The following is a 15179-nucleotide window of genomic DNA, read 5'->3' as shown; positions in this document are numbered from 1 at the left end:
GCAGTGGCTACGAGCCTGGAACGCCCAGCAAAGGATCTCCACGGAAGTGGGGGTGCTCCGTACGGACGGACGGGGACGCCGGTGGCCCGAACTCGCGAATCCGGTGACCCGCAGCTCGTGACGAACGGGGTCACCCGCTCCACCTGGCGCCGCCTCGTCCGCGCCTCCAACTGGCACCGGTACTACCAGGCCGCCCTCGTCGGCGCGGACCTGCTCGCCGCCCTCCTCGCCAGCGTCATCACCGTCAACCTCACCGCCTCCCCCAGCGCCGGTTTCGACACCGACAACCAGCTGCACTTCTTCTACCTCACGGTATGGCTGCTCCTGCCCCTCGCGTGGCTGCTCGCCCTGTGGGGCACCGGTTCCTACGACCGCCGCTACTTCGGCATGGGCAACGAGGAGTTCAAGCGCACCATCCGCGCCTCCATGTTCATGCTGGCCCTCGTCTCCTTCGCCGCGCTCACCTTCAAAGCGGACGTCTCGCGTGTCGCCGTCGCGGTGATCCTGCTGGCCGCGGCCGTCCTCGTCTGCGCGTTCCGCTACGGGGCCCGCTACGGCCTCCACCGGATGCGCGCCTCCGGGCGCGGCGTGCAGCGCGTCCTGCTCATCGGCTCCTACCCCGAGGCGCTCGAGGTCTACCGGACGGTCCGCCGCGCCTCCGCGGCCGGCCTCGTCCCCGTGGGCATATACGTGACCGAGGGCGCCTCCTCGGTCCGCAACCTCGACACCCCGGTCCCGGTCTTCGCCGGGACCGACGTCGTCACCTGCGCCGAGCAGCTCGAGGCCGACACGCTCGCCGTGTGCGGCTCGGCCTCGGCCGACGCCTCCGACCTGCGCCGCCTCGCCTGGCAGCTCGAGGGCACCGGCCGCGACCTCGTGGTCGCCCCGCAGCTCACGGACATCGCGGGCCCGCGCGTGCACATCCGCCCCGTCGAGGGCCTGCCGCTCCTGCACGTGGAGGAGCCGAAGATCTCCGGCATCGGCTGGCTGATCAAGAACGTCCTCGACATCTCCTCCTCCGTGCTCGGCCTGATACTGCTCTCGCCGCTGTTCCTCGGCGTCGCCATCGCCATCAAGATGGACAGCCCCGGGCCGGTCTTCTTCCGCCAGAACCGGGTCGGCCGCGACGGCGAGACCTTCTCCTGCTGGAAGTTCCGCACCATGTACATCGACGCGGAGGAGCGCCAGGCCGCGCTCATGATGCACAACGAGACCGACGGCCTGCTGTTCAAGATGAAGGACGACCCGCGCATCACCAACGTCGGGAAGTGGCTGCGCCGCACCTCCATCGACGAGTTCCCGCAGCTCATCAACGTGGTCCGCGGCGAGATGAGCCTCGTCGGCCCCCGCCCGCTCCCCGCCGAGAACGGCGACTTCCTCGGCGACGTGCGCCGCCGCCTGCTCGTCCGCCCCGGCATCACCGGCCTCTGGCAGGTCTCGGGCCGCTCGGACCTGTCCTGGGACGACGCCGTCCGCCTCGACCTCTACTACGTCGACAACTGGTCGCTCACGACCGACCTTCAGATCCTGTTCCGCACCGTCGCTGTAGTGTTGCGCCGAAAGGGCGCGTACTGACGGGGCACAGCGGGGTGCTTGGAGCGAATTCTCAGCTTGCGCCCAGGTGAACGCGAGGCCAACCCTGATAATCTTGGATCTTGATGACTACTTACGGAACAGGCAGCCGCATCCTCGTCACCGGCGGCGCGGGCCTGGTGGGAAGCCACCTGGTCGACGCGCTCCTGGCGAAGGACTGCGACGTGACCGCGGTCGACAACTTCGTGACCGGCTCGAGGGACAACCTCGCCGAGCACCCCAACCTGACCGTGGTCGAAGCCGACGTCACCGAAGGCCTGCCCGTCGGGGACGAGCCGTTCGACGCGGTCCTGCACTTCGCGTGCCCGGCCAGCCCGGTCGACTTCGCGACCATCCCGCTCGAGATCCTGCGCGTCGACTCGATCGGCACGTTCCACGCCCTCGAGCGCGCGCTCGCCGACGGCGCCCGCTTCCTCATGGCCTCGACCTCCGAGGTCTACGGCGACCCGCAGGTGCACCCGCAGCCGGAGTCCTACTGGGGCAACGTGAACCCGATCGGGATCCGCTCCTGCTACGACGAGGCGAAGCGCTTCAGCGAGGCCGCCGTCGCCGCCTACCACCGCCACAAGGGCCTCGACGCGGCGATCGTGCGGATCTTCAACACGTACGGCCCGCGGATGCGCCCCGACGACGGCCGCGTCATCCCCAACTTCATCTCGCAGGCCCTCGCGGGCGAGCCGCTCACCATCCACGGCGACGGCACCCAGACCCGCTCGCTCTGCTATGTCGACGACCTGGTGCGCGGCCTGGTCATGCTCCTTGAATCGGGGGAGTACGGCCCGGTCAACCTCGGCACCGAGTACGAGCTCACCGTCCGCGAGATGGCCGAGATCATCCTCCGGCTCACCGGTTCGCCCTCGACGATCGAGTACACCGACCGTCCCTCGGACGACCCGGAGCGCCGCCGCCCCGACCTCACCGCCGCCCGCGAGCTGCTCGGCTACGAGCCGCAGGTGCACTATGAGTCGGGTCTCAAGACGACGATCGACTACTTCGCGACGGAGTCGCGCCCGAGGTAGAGCGCGACTCGCCAGCGAGCGCAGTGCCGCCAATCCGCAGGGTGCTCGGACTCACCGTCACCTGAGAGGATTCCGAGGTACGACTGGGGCTTCCACGCCCGAGGTCCTTGGCGGTCACCACGTAAGCTGGGGCCATGACGCAATATGGCTCCAATTACCGCGGCAGCGCCTCGGTGCCGCCCGCAGGCGGCAGCGGCGGCGGAGCCCGGGTCGCCCAGGCGGCGGCCGGCGGCCCCACCCGCCGGGGCCTCATCGGCTCCGGGATCGGCCTGGTGGCCTCCATCGCGGCGGCCGGCGGCGGCTTCGCCGTCTGGTCCACCGCCAACAGCACCAACGCCGACCTCGACCGCGCGTTCGACCTCGACGCGATCCCCGAAGAGGACCGCCCCGAGCGCACCAACCAGGCGCTGAACCTCCTCGTGATCGGCTCGGACCACCGCGAGGGCGAGGACGAGGCCGACGCCCGCTCGGACACCACGATCCTCATGCACGTCAACGAGGACGGCAACGCGGCGTACGGCATCTCGATCCCGCGCGACCTCTACGTGTACATCCCCGAGGACCCCGACGCGACGGTCTCGGACACCACCGACAAGTTCAACGCGGCCTACGCGTGGGGCGGCGTGAACCTCACGGTGCGCACCATCGAGAACCTCACCGGCGTGCGCATCGACCACATCGTCGAGATCAACTTCAACGGCCTTATCAAGGTCGTCGACGCCCTGGGCAACGTCACGATGGACATCCAGGCGGCCGACGCCGACGGCTACATCACCGACCCGCCCGGCATCGAGTCGATCCACGGGGAGCACATGTTCTACCCGGCCGGGCCGACCGAGCTGACCGGCGAGCAGGCCCTCGACTACGTGCGCCAGCGGTACCAGTACAACGAGGGCGACTTCGCCCGCATGCGCCACCAGCAGGAGCTCATCAAGGCCATCATGGACTCCGCGCTCAGCGCCGGGGTGCTCACCGACGAGGACAAGCTCACCGCGTTCATCGACTCCACTTCGGATGCGGTGAAGGTGGACACCGAGTTCAACGCGGTCTCCACCGCCATCAACCTGATGGACATGCGCAGCGACGACCTGGTCTTCATGACCACCCCGAACCTCGGCACCGGCGAGCAGGGCGGCCAGTCCGTCGTCATCTACGCCGACGACCCCCAGGACCCCGAGCCGAGCAACCCCGAGGCCGTGAGCCTCTGGGAGGCCGTGCGGGACGACAAGGTCGAGGAGTGGATCGCGGCCAACCCCGAGGACGAAGAGGAATAGCGACAGCGACCGAAGGGCCCGTGCGAAAGCGCACGGGCCCTTCGCCGTTCCCCGGCCCCGCGAGCGACCGCAGTGGACCGTTGTCACCAGAAGTGCTTGCTGTGGTTGATGATTCGTCTGAAGCAAATGTGAGCACTGTGGCCCGATGGGGTGATCCCCACGTTCGTCCATGTGATCCAGGTCGTACGATATTTTCACCGTTCCTTCGACGAAGAGGCTGCACCGATGGCAGAGAACGCAGAAGAGTACGTCCCCGACTTCGACATCTCCAAGCCCTCCATTGCCCGTGTCTACGACGCGACCCTCGGCGGCAAGGACAACTTCGCGGTCGACCGCGAAGGCGCCGCCATGATCGCGAAGCACGTGCCGAAGATCAAGGAGGCCAGCCAGGACAACCGCCTCGGCCTCACCAAGGGCGTGGACTACGTCGTCCGGCAGGGCATCGACCAGTTCCTCGACATCGGCGCCGGCCTGCCGACGATGGAGAACACCCACCAGGTGGCGCAGCGGATCAACCCGAACGCCAAGGTCTGCTACGTGGACAACGACCCGATCGTGCTCGCGCACGGGCGGGCGCTGCTGGCCACCAACGACTCCACGACGATCGTGACCGCGGACCTGCGCGACCCGCAGACCATCCTGGACCACCCCGAGGTCAACAAGTTCATCGACTTCACCCGCCCCGTCGGGCTGATGGTCGTGGGCCTGATGATGCACTTCCACCCCGACGAGGAGCCGGGCAACTGGATCAAGACGCTGCTCGACGCCTGCCCGAGCGGGTCCTACCTGCACATCACCGACTTCGCCGACACCGGCTACCCGGAGCAGAAGGCGATGGAGAAGTCCTGCATCCAGGCCCTCGGCAACGGCTGGATCCGCACGCCCGAGCAGATCGAGGCGCACTTCCAGGGGCTGCCGCTCGTGCCTCCGGGCATCGAGTACCCGACCCGCTGGTTCCCCGGGGAGCCCGACCGGGAGGTCCCGGCCGTGGAGGACCTCGAGGAGCACCAGCGGATCATCATGGCCGGCCTCGCCTACAAGCCCTGACCTCCGCGACACCGAAGGCGCGCGCCGGGCCGGCGTGCGCCTTTGTCGTCTCCGCGAACCGGGTCTCACCCGATAGGGGCTCACCCGATCGGGTGAGATTTGGTTTTCGGTGCAGAACCGTCCAGACGCTCCGGCGGTTACTAGCTGTAACGATCTTTGATGATCCGGTGCAGGAAGTCCTGGGTCCGGTGCGGCTGGGTCGCCTGCACGCACAGGTGCTCCATGGCCGCCTGGTAGGCGTCGATCTCGTTGTCACGCTCGAGGTACAGGCCGCCGGTGAGGTGTTCGAGGTAGATCACGTCGCTGAGCTCCTCGTACGCGAACCGCAGCCACGTGAAGGGCGCGCCCGCACCGGAGTGGGCGCCGGCGGTGAACGGCACGATCTGCACGCGCACGTTCGGCCTGTCGCAGATGTCCATGATGGACTTGATCTGCTCGTGCATGACGTTCGCGCCGCCGAACGGGCGGTGCAGCGCGGCCTCGTCGATCACGGCCCACAGCTCGGGCCGCTTCTCCTCGCGGTAGAGGATCTCCTGGCGCTTCATGCGCACTTCGATCCGCTTGTCGATCTCGGTGAGCGGGGTGTGGCCGTAGCCCAGCATGAGCACCGCGCGGGCGTACGCCTCGGTCTGCAGCAGACCGGGAATGACCTGCACCTCGTAGGTGCGGATCATGGAGGCGGCGCCTTCCATCTCCAGGTAGTTGCTGAACCAGTCGGGCAGGAAGTCGTTGTACCGCTTCCATTTGCTCGGCCGGTTGGCCTCTCGGGCCATCTCGACGACGCGCTCGATCTCGTCCTCGTCCGTGACGCCGTACATGACCATGAGGTCGCGCACGTCGCGCAGCCGGAACGAGACGCGGCCCAGCTCCACGCGACTGATCTTGGTGGCGTCGGCGCGGATCTCGTAGGCCGCCTCCTCGCGGGAGATGTCGGCGTCCTGGCGCAGTTGCCGGAGCTTGCCGCCGATCATGACGCGCAGGGTCGTCGTCCCGCTCGGCAGGTCTTCCGAGCTCACCTTCGCCATCGCTCACCTCCCTTCAGGATCAAGTCGCCGCAGACCAAAAACTCACCCTGACAGGGTAGCCGTTCGACCGGTCCCGCCAGGGTGAGTGTGCTGCCCAAGGGCTCTCGCCCGAAGGGGGCTAGCCGATCATGTCGTCGAACTCGCCGTCCTTGGCGCCCTCGACGAGCGCCCGGATCTCGGCGACCGTGTAGATGAGGGCCGGGCCCTCGGGGAAACGCGAGTTCCGGACTGCGATCGATTCCCCACCGGGAAGCGTCGCCAACTCGACGCAGTTGCCGCCGTTCGGGCCGCTGCGGACGCTCTTGCGCCAGTTCAGCGTCGAGGGGAGTTCCCCTGCCGGGATGCCGTTGCGTGCGTTGTCCATTCGAGATCCTTCCACCAGTGGCCGGAGTTTCCGGCCGGATCTTTCGTAAATGTGACCGGCATCCGGTTCGGCCGGAAATTCCGGGCACGGACCTACCAGAGCGGCCGTGCGGAGGAGATATCCGACATCCCCATCGCTGGTCGGACTAAGTGTCCCACATTACACAGAGTGAGTGCACATGAGGATGCTCGCGCAGATGCACGTGCATCTGCCCCGTGTCGATGCATGTTACGATTCATGTGACAATGCACATAGACACGGACGCAGAAAGTGTGCGACCGTTGTCACGGACTCGAAAAGCCGTCAAACCGGCGCTCGTGTGCGCGACGACGCAGTGTCGACCAAAGAGGCTAAATCTCCGCGGTCGGCGATCGCCTTCGCCTCGCGGCGGCCCGCATCGCATAACCGGACAAGCCAGTGGTTTTGCAGAGCCTGGCCGGGCCTCGTCCGGTGAGGTCTGATCGTCGCCGAAGAGGGGTGGGGTCCATGGAACGTCTCGAGGCCCAGACGTTGCTGGGTGCGGCTGCGGCGGGCAAGCTGCGGAGCTCGATGTGCCAGCAGGTGATGGCGATCGAATACGACCGCAGCGGACACGTGCTCTACCGCTGCGCCCGCTCATGCGGGAAGCACACCGCGGACGCCGCCCAGGTCCAGGCAGGACTCCTGTGGCACTACCGCGGCCGGAGCCTCGGCGAGCACTACGGGCTCCCCGATGAAGAGATCGTCGACGACATGTTCGCGTCGCTCCAGCTCGCCTGGATCCGCGACGGCGACATCTACACGGCGCGCTTCCGCTGAGAACGCGCCGTCGCGGCGTCGGCAGGGTCGCCGCGCGACCGAGACTTTGTTCTGTTTGGTGGGATAGAGCCTCGGGGAGGCCGGTGGGGGCCTCCCCGAGCTCTGCAATCGATCTTGATAGTCGCGAACAGTGCTGACACACTGAGAAACAGCGGGCGGGACCTCGGCCCCGCCCGCTTCCCCGTCACTGGGACTGGTTGCGCTGCACCAGATCCAGCAGCTTCGACACCAGTTCCGCGAGCGCCGCGAAGGGACTCGCCAAGCGCTCCATGGCCTTCAACTTGCTGTGGATCCGCGGCACCGGGTTCGCCTGGGCGACGGGCCGCGCCTCCCTCTTCGACTCGGATCAGCTGACGGTGATGTTGGAGCTGCCGGTGGACTGGTAGCCCTCGGTCGCCATGATCATGTAGTAGCTGAAGGCGCCCAGGTTCATGCCGGCCCGGGCCCACGCGTCGAAGTGGGCGCCGGTGTCGATCGTGCCGGTGCTGCGGAGGTTCTGGCGGACGCTCCAGTACTGCGCGAAGGTCTTCGTGCCCTCCACCGACGGGGCGTTGTAGCGCATGGAGTGGCCGAGCGTGTAGTTGCTGCCGTTGATGTAGGCCGTGCCGCGGTTGGCGGCGCCGCTGCTGGGGTTGTACGGGCCGTGGGATTCGACGATGTAGTACTCCACCAGCGGGTTCGAGGTCCAGCCGTAGAGCGCCAGGTAGCCGTTGCTGCCGTGGTTGACCCACCCGTTGTAGTTGACGGTGCGGCGCCCGCCGTTGGCCCAGCCCTTGCCGCCGACCCAGTTGTTGGCGCCGTTCCAGGTGCTGCTGTAGTTCCCTCCCGAGCCGAGGGTCATCGAGGCCCGGCCCTGGGAGTCGGTCCAGAACGAGTAGTAGTACCCGTTGTGCGTGCCGGTCGCGTTCTGCGTCAGCGTCTGCGCGTTCGCGGCGCTCGGCACCACGAGCGCCGAAGCCGTGCCGAGCGCGAGCGCCCCGCCGCCGAGCAGGAGCCCCCTGCGGCTGAACGGCGTCCCCTGGGCCTGGTCCTTCGGTTCTGCGGACATGCGTCCTCCAAATCGCATCGAAGTTTGTCGATTTGAGAAGTATGCGAAGGATATCAACGCACGTCAATAAGTTTCGAAGAACTTTCGGAATTTTCTCCGGAACTTCCGGAATCCGGGCACGGCGAACCCGGTACAGGAGTTGCTGGAGCTGCGAAACGATATCGCCGAGCAGAATGGTGCCCCCGGCAGGATTCGAACCTGCGACGCACGGTTTAGGAAACCGACGCTCTATCCCCTGAGCTACGGGGGCGGCAGTGCACGAGTTTAACGCATCGCATGGTCCCGGGCTGGCGGGCGTTCTGCGATGCCTGACGGTCCGGTCCAGTACCTCGTCACGTGCAGTGTTTCCGTAGATTGGAGTGGTGACCCCTTTGCCCCCTGGGCGTCCCGACAAGCTCACTGTGTTCGCCCGCTTCCTGCAGTTCAAGCTGCGGCTGCCCGTCATCGTCGCGGTGTGCGCCTCGGTGCCCGCGGTGTTCCTCACGCTCTGGTCCGACGGCGAGATGGCCATGGCGGGCAAGGTGATCGGCTGGGCTGCCGGGATCGTGCTCTGGGCCGAGTCGGTCATTCTGCTGCTGGCCGCCGAACGGAAGCGCGAGTGGTTGTGGCGGCACAAGTGGATGCTCGTGGTCTGCCTGCTGACACTCGTGAGTCTGGTGGTGGCCGCCGGGGGCGCGCAGGTGCTGCGGCTGGTCACTTTGGTGGGGTCGATCCGGGTGCTGCGGGCGAAGCGGATCTTCAACGCCGCGCAGGTGCTCGGGCGCCGGTTCGGGATCATGGGCGGCTGGCGGTCCTGGGCGGTCATGGCGGCCGGGGGGATCGCCGCGTTGTTCACGGCGCTGGTCCTGGTGGATCCGACGTCGCAGTACCTGGAGCTGCTGGACTGGCTCGGGGGCAATCTGCGGCTGATTCCGATCCTGGTCGCCGGGGTCATTCTGGCCGTCGCCACATGGCTTGTGGTGCGCGCCAGGGAAGAAGGCGGAGAGGCCGACGCGGTGGAGCGCGAAGCCGAATAGCCTGCGCATCGTCCTTCCTCGACGCGGCCCCCCGTTCGAGTAGGCTCGGGCGCGTGGATACCGACCTGATCACCTTGACCGGCCTGCGGGTGCACGGTCGCCACGGCGTGTTCGACCACGAGCGGGAAGCCGGGCAGGACTTCATCATCGACGTCGCCCTGCGCACCTCGACCACCGAAGCCGCCGCCAGCGACGACCTCAAGCACACCGTCGACTACGGCGCGCTCGCCGACACCCTGGCCGACATCGTGGCGGGCGAACCCGTCAACCTCATCGAGACCCTCGCCGGGCGCCTCGCCGACGCCTGCCTCGCCCTCGACCGCGTGCACTCGGCCGTGGTCACCGTCCACAAGCCGCAGGCGCCCATCGCGCAGCACTTCACCGATGTATCCGTCACCATCGAAAGGTCAGTGCGATGACCCGCGTCGTCTTCAGCATGGGCTCCAACCTCGGCGACCGCGAAGCCGCGCTCACCGCCGCCATCGCCGCCGTGAACCCCGACGCCGTCTCCGAGGTCTACGAGACCCTGCCGTGGGGCGGCGACGACGAGCAGCCCACGTACTACAACATCGCCGTCATCGCCTCCGACCCGAACCGCACCGCCGAGGACTGGCTCGCCCTCGGCCAGCGCCTCGAGGCCGAGTCCGGTCGTGTCCGCGACCCGGAGCGGCCTTACGGTCCGCGCACGCTCGATGTCGATCTGATCGCGGTCACCGAGGACGACGGCGCTCCCGTTCTCTCTGATGAACCCCATTTGATGCTGCCGCACCCGCTCGCGCATTTGCGGGCGTTTGTGCTGGTCCCATGGTTCGCGATCGACCGTGACGCGGAGGTCCCGGGCAAGGGTCGGGTGAGGGAGCTGCTACGCGACGAGTCGGTGGCGGCGGACGCGCGCGCGCTTCGCAGGCTCCACCCGATATGGTCAGGAGCAGTATGAGTAGTGACGACGAGCACGGTCCCCGACCGAGCCTCAGGCCAACCTCGCCGTCCACCCTCGCGGTGGTCGGTCTGGTCGGGGCCGCGCTGACGCTGCTGCTCGTTGCCCGGTATTACCAGCAGGCCCCCGACCTCGGCTGGTACAACTCGGCGGTCCTGCTCGCGCTGGCGGCGCTGCTGGCGTGGATGGCGTGGACTACGCGCAAGACCCTGCGTCCGAGCCGCAGGCAGGCGCAGGGGACGAATGCGGGCGGCTTGCCGTCCCGGGCGTCCGGCGGCCTGGAGGGTCCGGAGCACGCGCTCCAGATCGCCCGCTTCGCGGTACTGGCCAAGGCCGCCGCGATCGCCGGTGCCGCTTTCTTCGGCGCCTACCTGGGTTTCACCGTGTGGCTCGCGGTGCAGTCCGGGCGTTTGACCGCCGCGGCCGATGACCTGCCCAAAGCGGTCGTCGGCACGATCGCGTGCGCCGCGCTCACGGCGGCCGCGCTCTGGCTCGAGCACTCCTGCCGCATTCCCCCGCAGGACGACGAGCATCGCGAGCGGGATGCCGACGAGCCGACCCGTCCCTGACCGACCCCGATTGCTGGACCCATCCCCCCATATCCCCAATATTTCGCGCGTTTAGAGGTGCGCCCCATGAAGTTTGACTCCCCAAGTCGAGACGATTCGACGACTCTCATCAGAACTGACGCAGGGAAGTCGGCGCCGTCGGGCGACGACGAGACCCCGTCCGACCGCATGGCCGTCCATGTGGTCTGGGAGATCGGCCTGCTGCTCCTCGCGGGCGGCGTCCTGTTCGCCCTCACCCAGTCCGATGGCGGGCCCTTCGCGGAGGGCTCGTGGACCGGCCTGTTCGCGGCGCTCGCGCCGGTGGTCATGCTGACCAGCGCGATGGCCGTCTCGCTGCGGGTGGGCGCCGTCAACCTGGCGGCGGGCCCGATCGCCTTGATCGCCGCGTGGATGTTCGTGGACGCCTCCGGTTCCGGCGCGGCCATGGCGCTGGGCGTCGGCCTCGGCGTCGCGGCGTTCGTCGGGATCGTGCTGGCGACCCTGACGGCCTGGCTGCGCGCTCCCGGTTGGGCCGCGAGCGGCGCGGTCGGCGGCGCGATCGGCCTGTGGGCCGGGCAGGCCGGTGATCCTTCGGCGTTCATGCTCGCGGAGCTCCCGCGGACCGGCGTGCTCGCTGCACTCGGTGCCGCGGCGGGTGTGTCCCTGTTCTTCGGCCTCGTCGGTTCGTTCGGCGGTGTCCGCGGGCGGCTGGCGCCGATCCGCGAGACCCCGGTGGGGGAGCGGCACGGCCGGGGCGGGCTCGTCTTCTTCGGCGTGCTGCTCTCTTCGACGCTCGCCGGTGCGGCCGGTGTGGTGGCGGCGTGGACCGCTGTTCCCGAGGGCGGCGCCGCCGCGCTCCCGGATCCGATCCTGCTCACGGTGGTCGCGCTCGGTGCGGCGCTCCTGGGCGGGACGAGCCTCATGGGCCGCCGTGGCGGCGTGTGCGGGACGGTGTTCGCGTCGGCGCTGGTGCTCGGCCTGATGTGGCTTGCGGAAGGCCGCGGCTGGTCGTTCGATCCGAGCTGGATCGCGTTGGGCGCCATTGTCGCCGGGTTCCTGGTGACGCGTCTGGTCGAGGTCATGAACACCGCTGACGAGACGGAGGTGGCCTCCAGTCGCCGCGCCGGCTCCCTCGACGATCTCCGCGAGGACGACCCGCCGCCCGTCGAACGGGACCGCACGGACTCGTTCGACCAGTACGACGAGGACTTCGCGGGTCTCGGGTCCGGTGGCGACCCGTGGTCCACCACGGGCGGCATCCGCACTACGGGCGGCATCCCGAAGCAGGGCGCGGCCGCCGATCCCTTCGGCGCGTCCGGCGTCTTCGACGACCTGCGCGACGCCCCGCGCGACGGCCACGGTTCGCCGCGCCACGGCCGCTGACACCCCGAAAAGGACGGACGCATGACCTACGTACCCCCTGACCGCGATGAACCTGCCCTCGACCAGACCCGCCAGCTCGAGTTCACGCCGCCTCCGACCGCTCCTCCCGTCGGCATGCCGACCACGGGCGACGGCGGCCCGATCGATCCGTTCGCGGGCCAGGGGCCCGCGGCGGTGGAGTACACCGAGCCGGCGGTGCCGCGCGACCGGCTCGCGTTCCAGTTCATCTGGGAGGCGATCCTGCTGCTGCTGACCCTGAACGCGCTGTTCCTGGTCTACCGCCGCGAGGACGAGCTGTTCGGCGAGGAGTTCGGCTCCCTGGCGGACGCGTTCGACCAGCACGCCCTGTATCTGGCCCCCGTGCTGTTGGCGGCCTTGGCGATCGGCCTGTCGCTGCGCCTCGGCGCGGTGAACCTGGCGGTCCCGGCGGTCGCGATCACCGTGGGCTGGGTCGCCCGGCCGGTCGACGCGAACCTGTGGATCTGCGCCGGGTTCGTCGCGGCGGCGGCCGTTGTGGCCGCGCTCGTGTTCGTGCTGCTGGTGGCGGCGTTCCGGGTGCCGCCGTGGTTCGCCGGTCTCGCGCTGGCGGCCGCGTTCGTCGCTTCGGCGCAGGCCGTCGAGCGGCTCGCGGAGTCGCGCGGGATCGACTCGGTCGCGATGTGGGATCCGCCGAACGGCCTGTACGTGTTCGCCGGGGCGGTCGTCCTCGCGGTCGCGGGCGGGCTCATCGGCCTCGCTCCCGGTGTGCGCGACGGCCTCAGCGGGGTGAAGCGGATGGCCGACGGCGGTGAGCGGAGCGCGGGAGCCGTGTTCCTGCTCCTGGGCGGCACGGTCATGTCGATGCTGCTCGCCGCGGGCGCGGGCTTCCTGATGTTCGCCTACACGCTCGCGCCGAGCACGGAGCCGACCTCGCTCGGCTTCGGCCCGTATGGACTGGGCTCGGCCTCGATCGACTTGCAGCTCCTCGCGTTCGCCGCGGTCCTGCTGGGCGGAACGAGCCTGTGGGGCCGCCGCGGCGGCGTGCTCGGCACGGTGCTCGCGGTGCTCGCCGTCTGGGCCGGGGCGGTGCTGTGGAACCACGCGATGGTCGAGGCCGGAGACGCCTCCTGGCAGGACGACTTCGCTCCGCTGATCGATGTCGGCGTCCTGCTCGTGGCACTCTTCGTCTCCTTCGCCCTCGACCGCCTGGGCCGTCCGAAGGAGGCGGTCGAGGCCGACAACGGCATATACACGCAGAAGATGCGCCCGTTCGAGCCGGCCGACGGCCCTGAAGGCACCGGCCTGTTCGAACCGACCCTCCCGGATGCGGTGTCCCCGCAGCGCTAGCGGGAACGAAACGGCCGGCCGCCCGAGAGGGAGGCCGGCCGTTGCATCTCACCGACAGCGAAGGCCAGTATGAGCAGCCAGCAAGCACATCCGCGATCGCACGGTTCCTGCCCTCACGACGGGGCGCCTCGCCCGTATTCGCCGAGATACCCGGAGGCGCTGTGCGGCGGCTGCGCCGACCGGGCGACCGACCTGGCGGAACGCCCGGTCAGGATGGGCAACGTCAGCCTCAGCGGCGGTTTCGCGGCGGTCCACGCCGACGACGGCACGGTCTGCGAGCAGGTGACCGAGGACGGCCGCGTGCTGGTCGACGGAATCGTCTACCGGGCCGGCGAGGCGCGGTTCGGCGGCGTCGTGGTGCAGCCCGCTCCGTGAGCCTCGGCCGGCTTCCGGGCGATCGCGGCATTCCGGATGCATCCGCCGCTGCCGGGGTTTCTAGGGTTGCGGCATGGACATGGATGAGTACCAGCAGGCGGCGCTGCGGACGGCCGCGCCTCGAGACAAGCTCAATGAGCTGTTCCACCTCCTGCTGGGGCTGGTGGGCGAGACCGGCGAGATCGCCGAGAAGGCGAAGAAGATCATCCGCGACAAGGGCAGCGACTTCTCGCAGTGGGACACCGAGGACGTCAAGAAGGAGCTCGGCGACACGCTCTGGTACCTCGCGGTCATCGCCGACCACTTCGATCTGTCCCTCGAGGACGTCGCCAAGCACAACATCGCGAAGCTCGCCGACCGACAGCGGCGGGGCGTGCTCGGCGGGAGCGGCGACGACCGCTAGCACCGCGAGCTTCGGCGGGTCGCCAGCGCGGACATGAGGCCGGGGTTCGCCCTTGCCCGTACTTCTGCTCTCGCCGGTGGGTCCGTCGAGCCTGTCGGCTAGACGACGATGACGCGGATGCCCGCTTCCTCGAAGCCGCGCAGCTGCTCCGGCGGGGCGTTGCCGTCGGTGACGAGGGTGTGGACGCGGTCGGTCGGGCAGATGCGGGCGAAGGCGTGGCCGCCGATCTTGGAGCCGTCGGCGATGACCACGACCTTGCGGGCGCGGGCGGCCATGAGGGCGTTGATGGCCGCTTCGCCTTCGTGATGGCTGGTCGCGCCGAGTTTCATGTCGATGGCGTCGACGCCGAGGAACGCGATGTCGAGGGTGATCTCGCGGAGGATCGGTGCGGCGAGCGGGCCGATGAGCTCGTAGGACTGGGGGCGGACCACGCCGCCGACGACCACCACTTTCAGGTGCGGGCGGACGATCAGCTCGTTGGCGATGTTGAGGGCGTTCGTGACGATGGTCAGACCGGTGGAGCCGGGTGTCGCGACCAGGTCGGTGCGGGTCGCCAGCGCGCGGGCCACCTCGGTGATGGTCGTGCCGCCGTTGAGGGCGATGACCTGGCCGGGGCTGACCAGGCCTGCCGCGGCGGTGCCGATGCGGTGCTTCTCTTCGACGTGGCGGGCGGTCTTGTAGCGCAGCGGGAGGTCGTAGGAGATGCCGCCGGCGACGGCGCCGCCGCGGGTGCGGGTGATCATCTGCTGCTGGGAGAGCTGGTCGAAGTCGCGGCGGATGGTGGCCTGGGAGACGCCGAGCCGCTCGGCCGCTTCCTCCACGGTGATGCGTCCGGTCTCTGCGAGGATCTCCAGCAGGGTGTTCCACCGGGCATAGCGGTCCACGTCGCTCCTCGGGTCGGGATCGCGGCGGGCGGGCCGCGGTCTGCGCGATAGTGTTCGTTGTACGTCTTCCGGCGCTCGAGTGATGCTCAAGTCATGCTCGCGCGCTCACGATCATTGTGCCGCACCGGGGTGGGCCCAT

The 15179-nt window shown here is 68.9% G+C and carries 17 protein-coding genes and 1 tRNA gene; 13 read left to right on the top strand and 5 right to left on the bottom strand.

Annotation, left to right across the window (positions count from 1 at the left end; genetic code table 11):
- The first annotated feature begins 3 nt into the window (after window positions 1-3).
- From O1R50_RS23395 to O1R50_RS23380, 4 genes are all read left to right on the top strand, one after another.
- On the top strand, window positions 4-1575 hold the full coding sequence (locus tag O1R50_RS23395) for a sugar transferase (RefSeq protein ID WP_408612801.1): 1572 nt from the start codon (window positions 4-6) through the stop codon (window positions 1573-1575).
- 83 nt (window positions 1576-1658) lie between these two features.
- A complete protein-coding gene (locus O1R50_RS23390) occupies window positions 1659-2612 on the top strand; it encodes a UDP-glucuronic acid decarboxylase family protein (protein WP_270112670.1) in 954 nt (317 codons plus the stop codon).
- A 134-nt stretch (window positions 2613-2746) separates the two neighbouring features.
- Window positions 2747-3886 carry an LCP family protein gene (locus tag O1R50_RS23385; RefSeq protein WP_270112669.1) on the top strand — a complete coding sequence of 380 codons (1140 nt, stop codon included), beginning with the start codon at window positions 2747-2749 and terminating at the stop codon, window positions 3884-3886.
- Window positions 3887-4111: 225 nt separating this feature from the next.
- Window positions 4112-4933, top strand: coding sequence for an SAM-dependent methyltransferase (locus O1R50_RS23380; RefSeq protein WP_270112668.1), 822 nt, complete (start codon window positions 4112-4114; stop codon window positions 4931-4933).
- Between the two features lie 140 nt (window positions 4934-5073).
- On the opposite strand, the gene O1R50_RS23375 is transcribed toward O1R50_RS23380, so the two are convergent.
- Window positions 5074-5958, bottom strand: coding sequence for a helix-turn-helix domain-containing protein (locus O1R50_RS23375; protein ID WP_270112667.1), 885 nt, complete (start codon window positions 5956-5958; stop codon window positions 5074-5076).
- Between the two features lie 118 nt (window positions 5959-6076).
- Complete coding sequence (locus tag O1R50_RS23370) at window positions 6077-6322, bottom strand: DUF397 domain-containing protein (RefSeq protein ID WP_270112666.1); 246 nt, start codon at window positions 6320-6322, stop codon at window positions 6077-6079.
- 486 nt (window positions 6323-6808) lie between these two features.
- On the opposite strand from O1R50_RS23370, the gene O1R50_RS23365 reads away from it, so the two are divergent.
- Complete coding sequence (locus O1R50_RS23365; RefSeq protein ID WP_205325899.1) at window positions 6809-7120, top strand: hypothetical protein; 312 nt, start codon at window positions 6809-6811, stop codon at window positions 7118-7120.
- Between the two features lie 346 nt (window positions 7121-7466).
- Here O1R50_RS23365 and O1R50_RS23360 read toward each other — a convergent pair whose 3' ends face one another.
- Window positions 7467-8168: a glycoside hydrolase family 11 protein gene (locus tag O1R50_RS23360; RefSeq protein WP_270112665.1), complete on the bottom strand. Its 702-nt coding sequence runs from the start codon at window positions 8166-8168 to the stop codon at window positions 7467-7469.
- 174 nt (window positions 8169-8342) lie between these two features.
- A tRNA-Arg gene (locus O1R50_RS23355) sits at window positions 8343-8418 on the bottom strand.
- Between the two features lie 112 nt (window positions 8419-8530).
- Between O1R50_RS23355 and O1R50_RS23350 the strand changes: the two genes are divergently transcribed.
- The 8 genes from O1R50_RS23350 (at window position 8531) to O1R50_RS23315 (ending at window position 14156) form a co-directional block, all read left to right on the top strand.
- The gene (locus O1R50_RS23350; protein ID WP_270112664.1) at window positions 8531-9184 is read left to right on the top strand and encodes a hypothetical protein; all 654 of its coding nucleotides are present in this window, start codon (window positions 8531-8533) and stop codon (window positions 9182-9184) included.
- 53 nt (window positions 9185-9237) lie between these two features.
- Window positions 9238-9603, top strand: coding sequence for a dihydroneopterin aldolase (gene folB / locus O1R50_RS23345; RefSeq protein WP_270112663.1), 366 nt, complete (start codon window positions 9238-9240; stop codon window positions 9601-9603).
- Entirely contained in the window at window positions 9600-10121 is a 522-nt protein-coding gene (gene folK, locus O1R50_RS23340) for a 2-amino-4-hydroxy-6-hydroxymethyldihydropteridine diphosphokinase (RefSeq protein ID WP_270112662.1), read from the top strand. Before folB ends, folK begins: the two co-directional genes overlap by 4 nt.
- Window positions 10118-10690 carry a DUF3180 family protein gene (locus O1R50_RS23335; protein WP_270112661.1) on the top strand — a complete coding sequence of 191 codons (573 nt, stop codon included), beginning with the start codon at window positions 10118-10120 and terminating at the stop codon, window positions 10688-10690. Before folK ends, O1R50_RS23335 begins: the two co-directional genes overlap by 4 nt.
- Before the next feature lie 66 nt (window positions 10691-10756).
- A complete protein-coding gene (locus O1R50_RS23330; protein WP_270112660.1) occupies window positions 10757-12052 on the top strand; it encodes a hypothetical protein in 1296 nt (431 codons plus the stop codon).
- Window positions 12053-12073: 21 nt separating this feature from the next.
- A complete protein-coding gene (locus O1R50_RS23325; RefSeq protein ID WP_270112659.1) occupies window positions 12074-13378 on the top strand; it encodes an ABC transporter permease in 1305 nt (434 codons plus the stop codon).
- Between the two features lie 213 nt (window positions 13379-13591).
- On the top strand, window positions 13592-13753 hold the full coding sequence (locus O1R50_RS23320; RefSeq protein ID WP_270112658.1) for a hypothetical protein: 162 nt from the start codon (window positions 13592-13594) through the stop codon (window positions 13751-13753).
- A 73-nt stretch (window positions 13754-13826) separates the two neighbouring features.
- The gene (locus O1R50_RS23315) at window positions 13827-14156 is read left to right on the top strand and encodes a nucleoside triphosphate pyrophosphohydrolase family protein (protein ID WP_270112657.1); all 330 of its coding nucleotides are present in this window, start codon (window positions 13827-13829) and stop codon (window positions 14154-14156) included.
- Between the two features lie 98 nt (window positions 14157-14254).
- On the opposite strand, the gene O1R50_RS23310 is transcribed toward O1R50_RS23315, so the two are convergent.
- Window positions 14255-15040, bottom strand: coding sequence for a DeoR/GlpR family DNA-binding transcription regulator (locus O1R50_RS23310; protein ID WP_208498914.1), 786 nt, complete (start codon window positions 15038-15040; stop codon window positions 14255-14257).
- Window positions 15041-15179: the final 139 nt, after the last annotated feature.

It is taken from the genome of Glycomyces luteolus, from assembly GCF_027622875.1.
Lineage (GTDB): Bacteria > Actinomycetota > Actinomycetes > Mycobacteriales > Micromonosporaceae > Glycomyces > Glycomyces luteolus.
Note: the sequence above shows the minus strand (reverse complement) of the source record. Positions and strands in the feature narration are given on the sequence as shown.

Coding starts and splice junctions, on each gene's coding strand:
- O1R50_RS23325 (WP_270112659.1), top strand. CDS start 12,074: ATGACCTACGTACCCCCTGACCGCGATGAACCTGCCCTCGACCAGACC.
- O1R50_RS23365 (WP_205325899.1), top strand. CDS start 6,809: ATGGAACGTCTCGAGGCCCAGACGTTGCTGGGTGCGGCTGCGGCGGGC.
- O1R50_RS23380 (WP_270112668.1), top strand. CDS start 4,112: ATGGCAGAGAACGCAGAAGAGTACGTCCCCGACTTCGACATCTCCAAG.
- O1R50_RS23320 (WP_270112658.1), top strand. CDS start 13,592: ATGGGCAACGTCAGCCTCAGCGGCGGTTTCGCGGCGGTCCACGCCGAC.
- O1R50_RS23370 (WP_270112666.1), bottom strand. CDS start 6,322: ATGGACAACGCACGCAACGGCATCCCGGCAGGGGAACTCCCCTCGACG.
- O1R50_RS23330 (WP_270112660.1), top strand. CDS start 10,757: ATGAAGTTTGACTCCCCAAGTCGAGACGATTCGACGACTCTCATCAGA.
- O1R50_RS23335 (WP_270112661.1), top strand. CDS start 10,118: ATGAGTAGTGACGACGAGCACGGTCCCCGACCGAGCCTCAGGCCAACC.
- O1R50_RS23375 (WP_270112667.1), bottom strand. CDS start 5,958: ATGGCGAAGGTGAGCTCGGAAGACCTGCCGAGCGGGACGACGACCCTG.
- folK (WP_270112662.1), top strand. CDS start 9,600: ATGACCCGCGTCGTCTTCAGCATGGGCTCCAACCTCGGCGACCGCGAA.
- O1R50_RS23390 (WP_270112670.1), top strand. CDS start 1,659: ATGACTACTTACGGAACAGGCAGCCGCATCCTCGTCACCGGCGGCGCG.
- O1R50_RS23385 (WP_270112669.1), top strand. CDS start 2,747: ATGACGCAATATGGCTCCAATTACCGCGGCAGCGCCTCGGTGCCGCCC.
- O1R50_RS23360 (WP_270112665.1), bottom strand. CDS start 8,168: ATGTCCGCAGAACCGAAGGACCAGGCCCAGGGGACGCCGTTCAGCCGC.
- O1R50_RS23315 (WP_270112657.1), top strand. CDS start 13,827: ATGGACATGGATGAGTACCAGCAGGCGGCGCTGCGGACGGCCGCGCCT.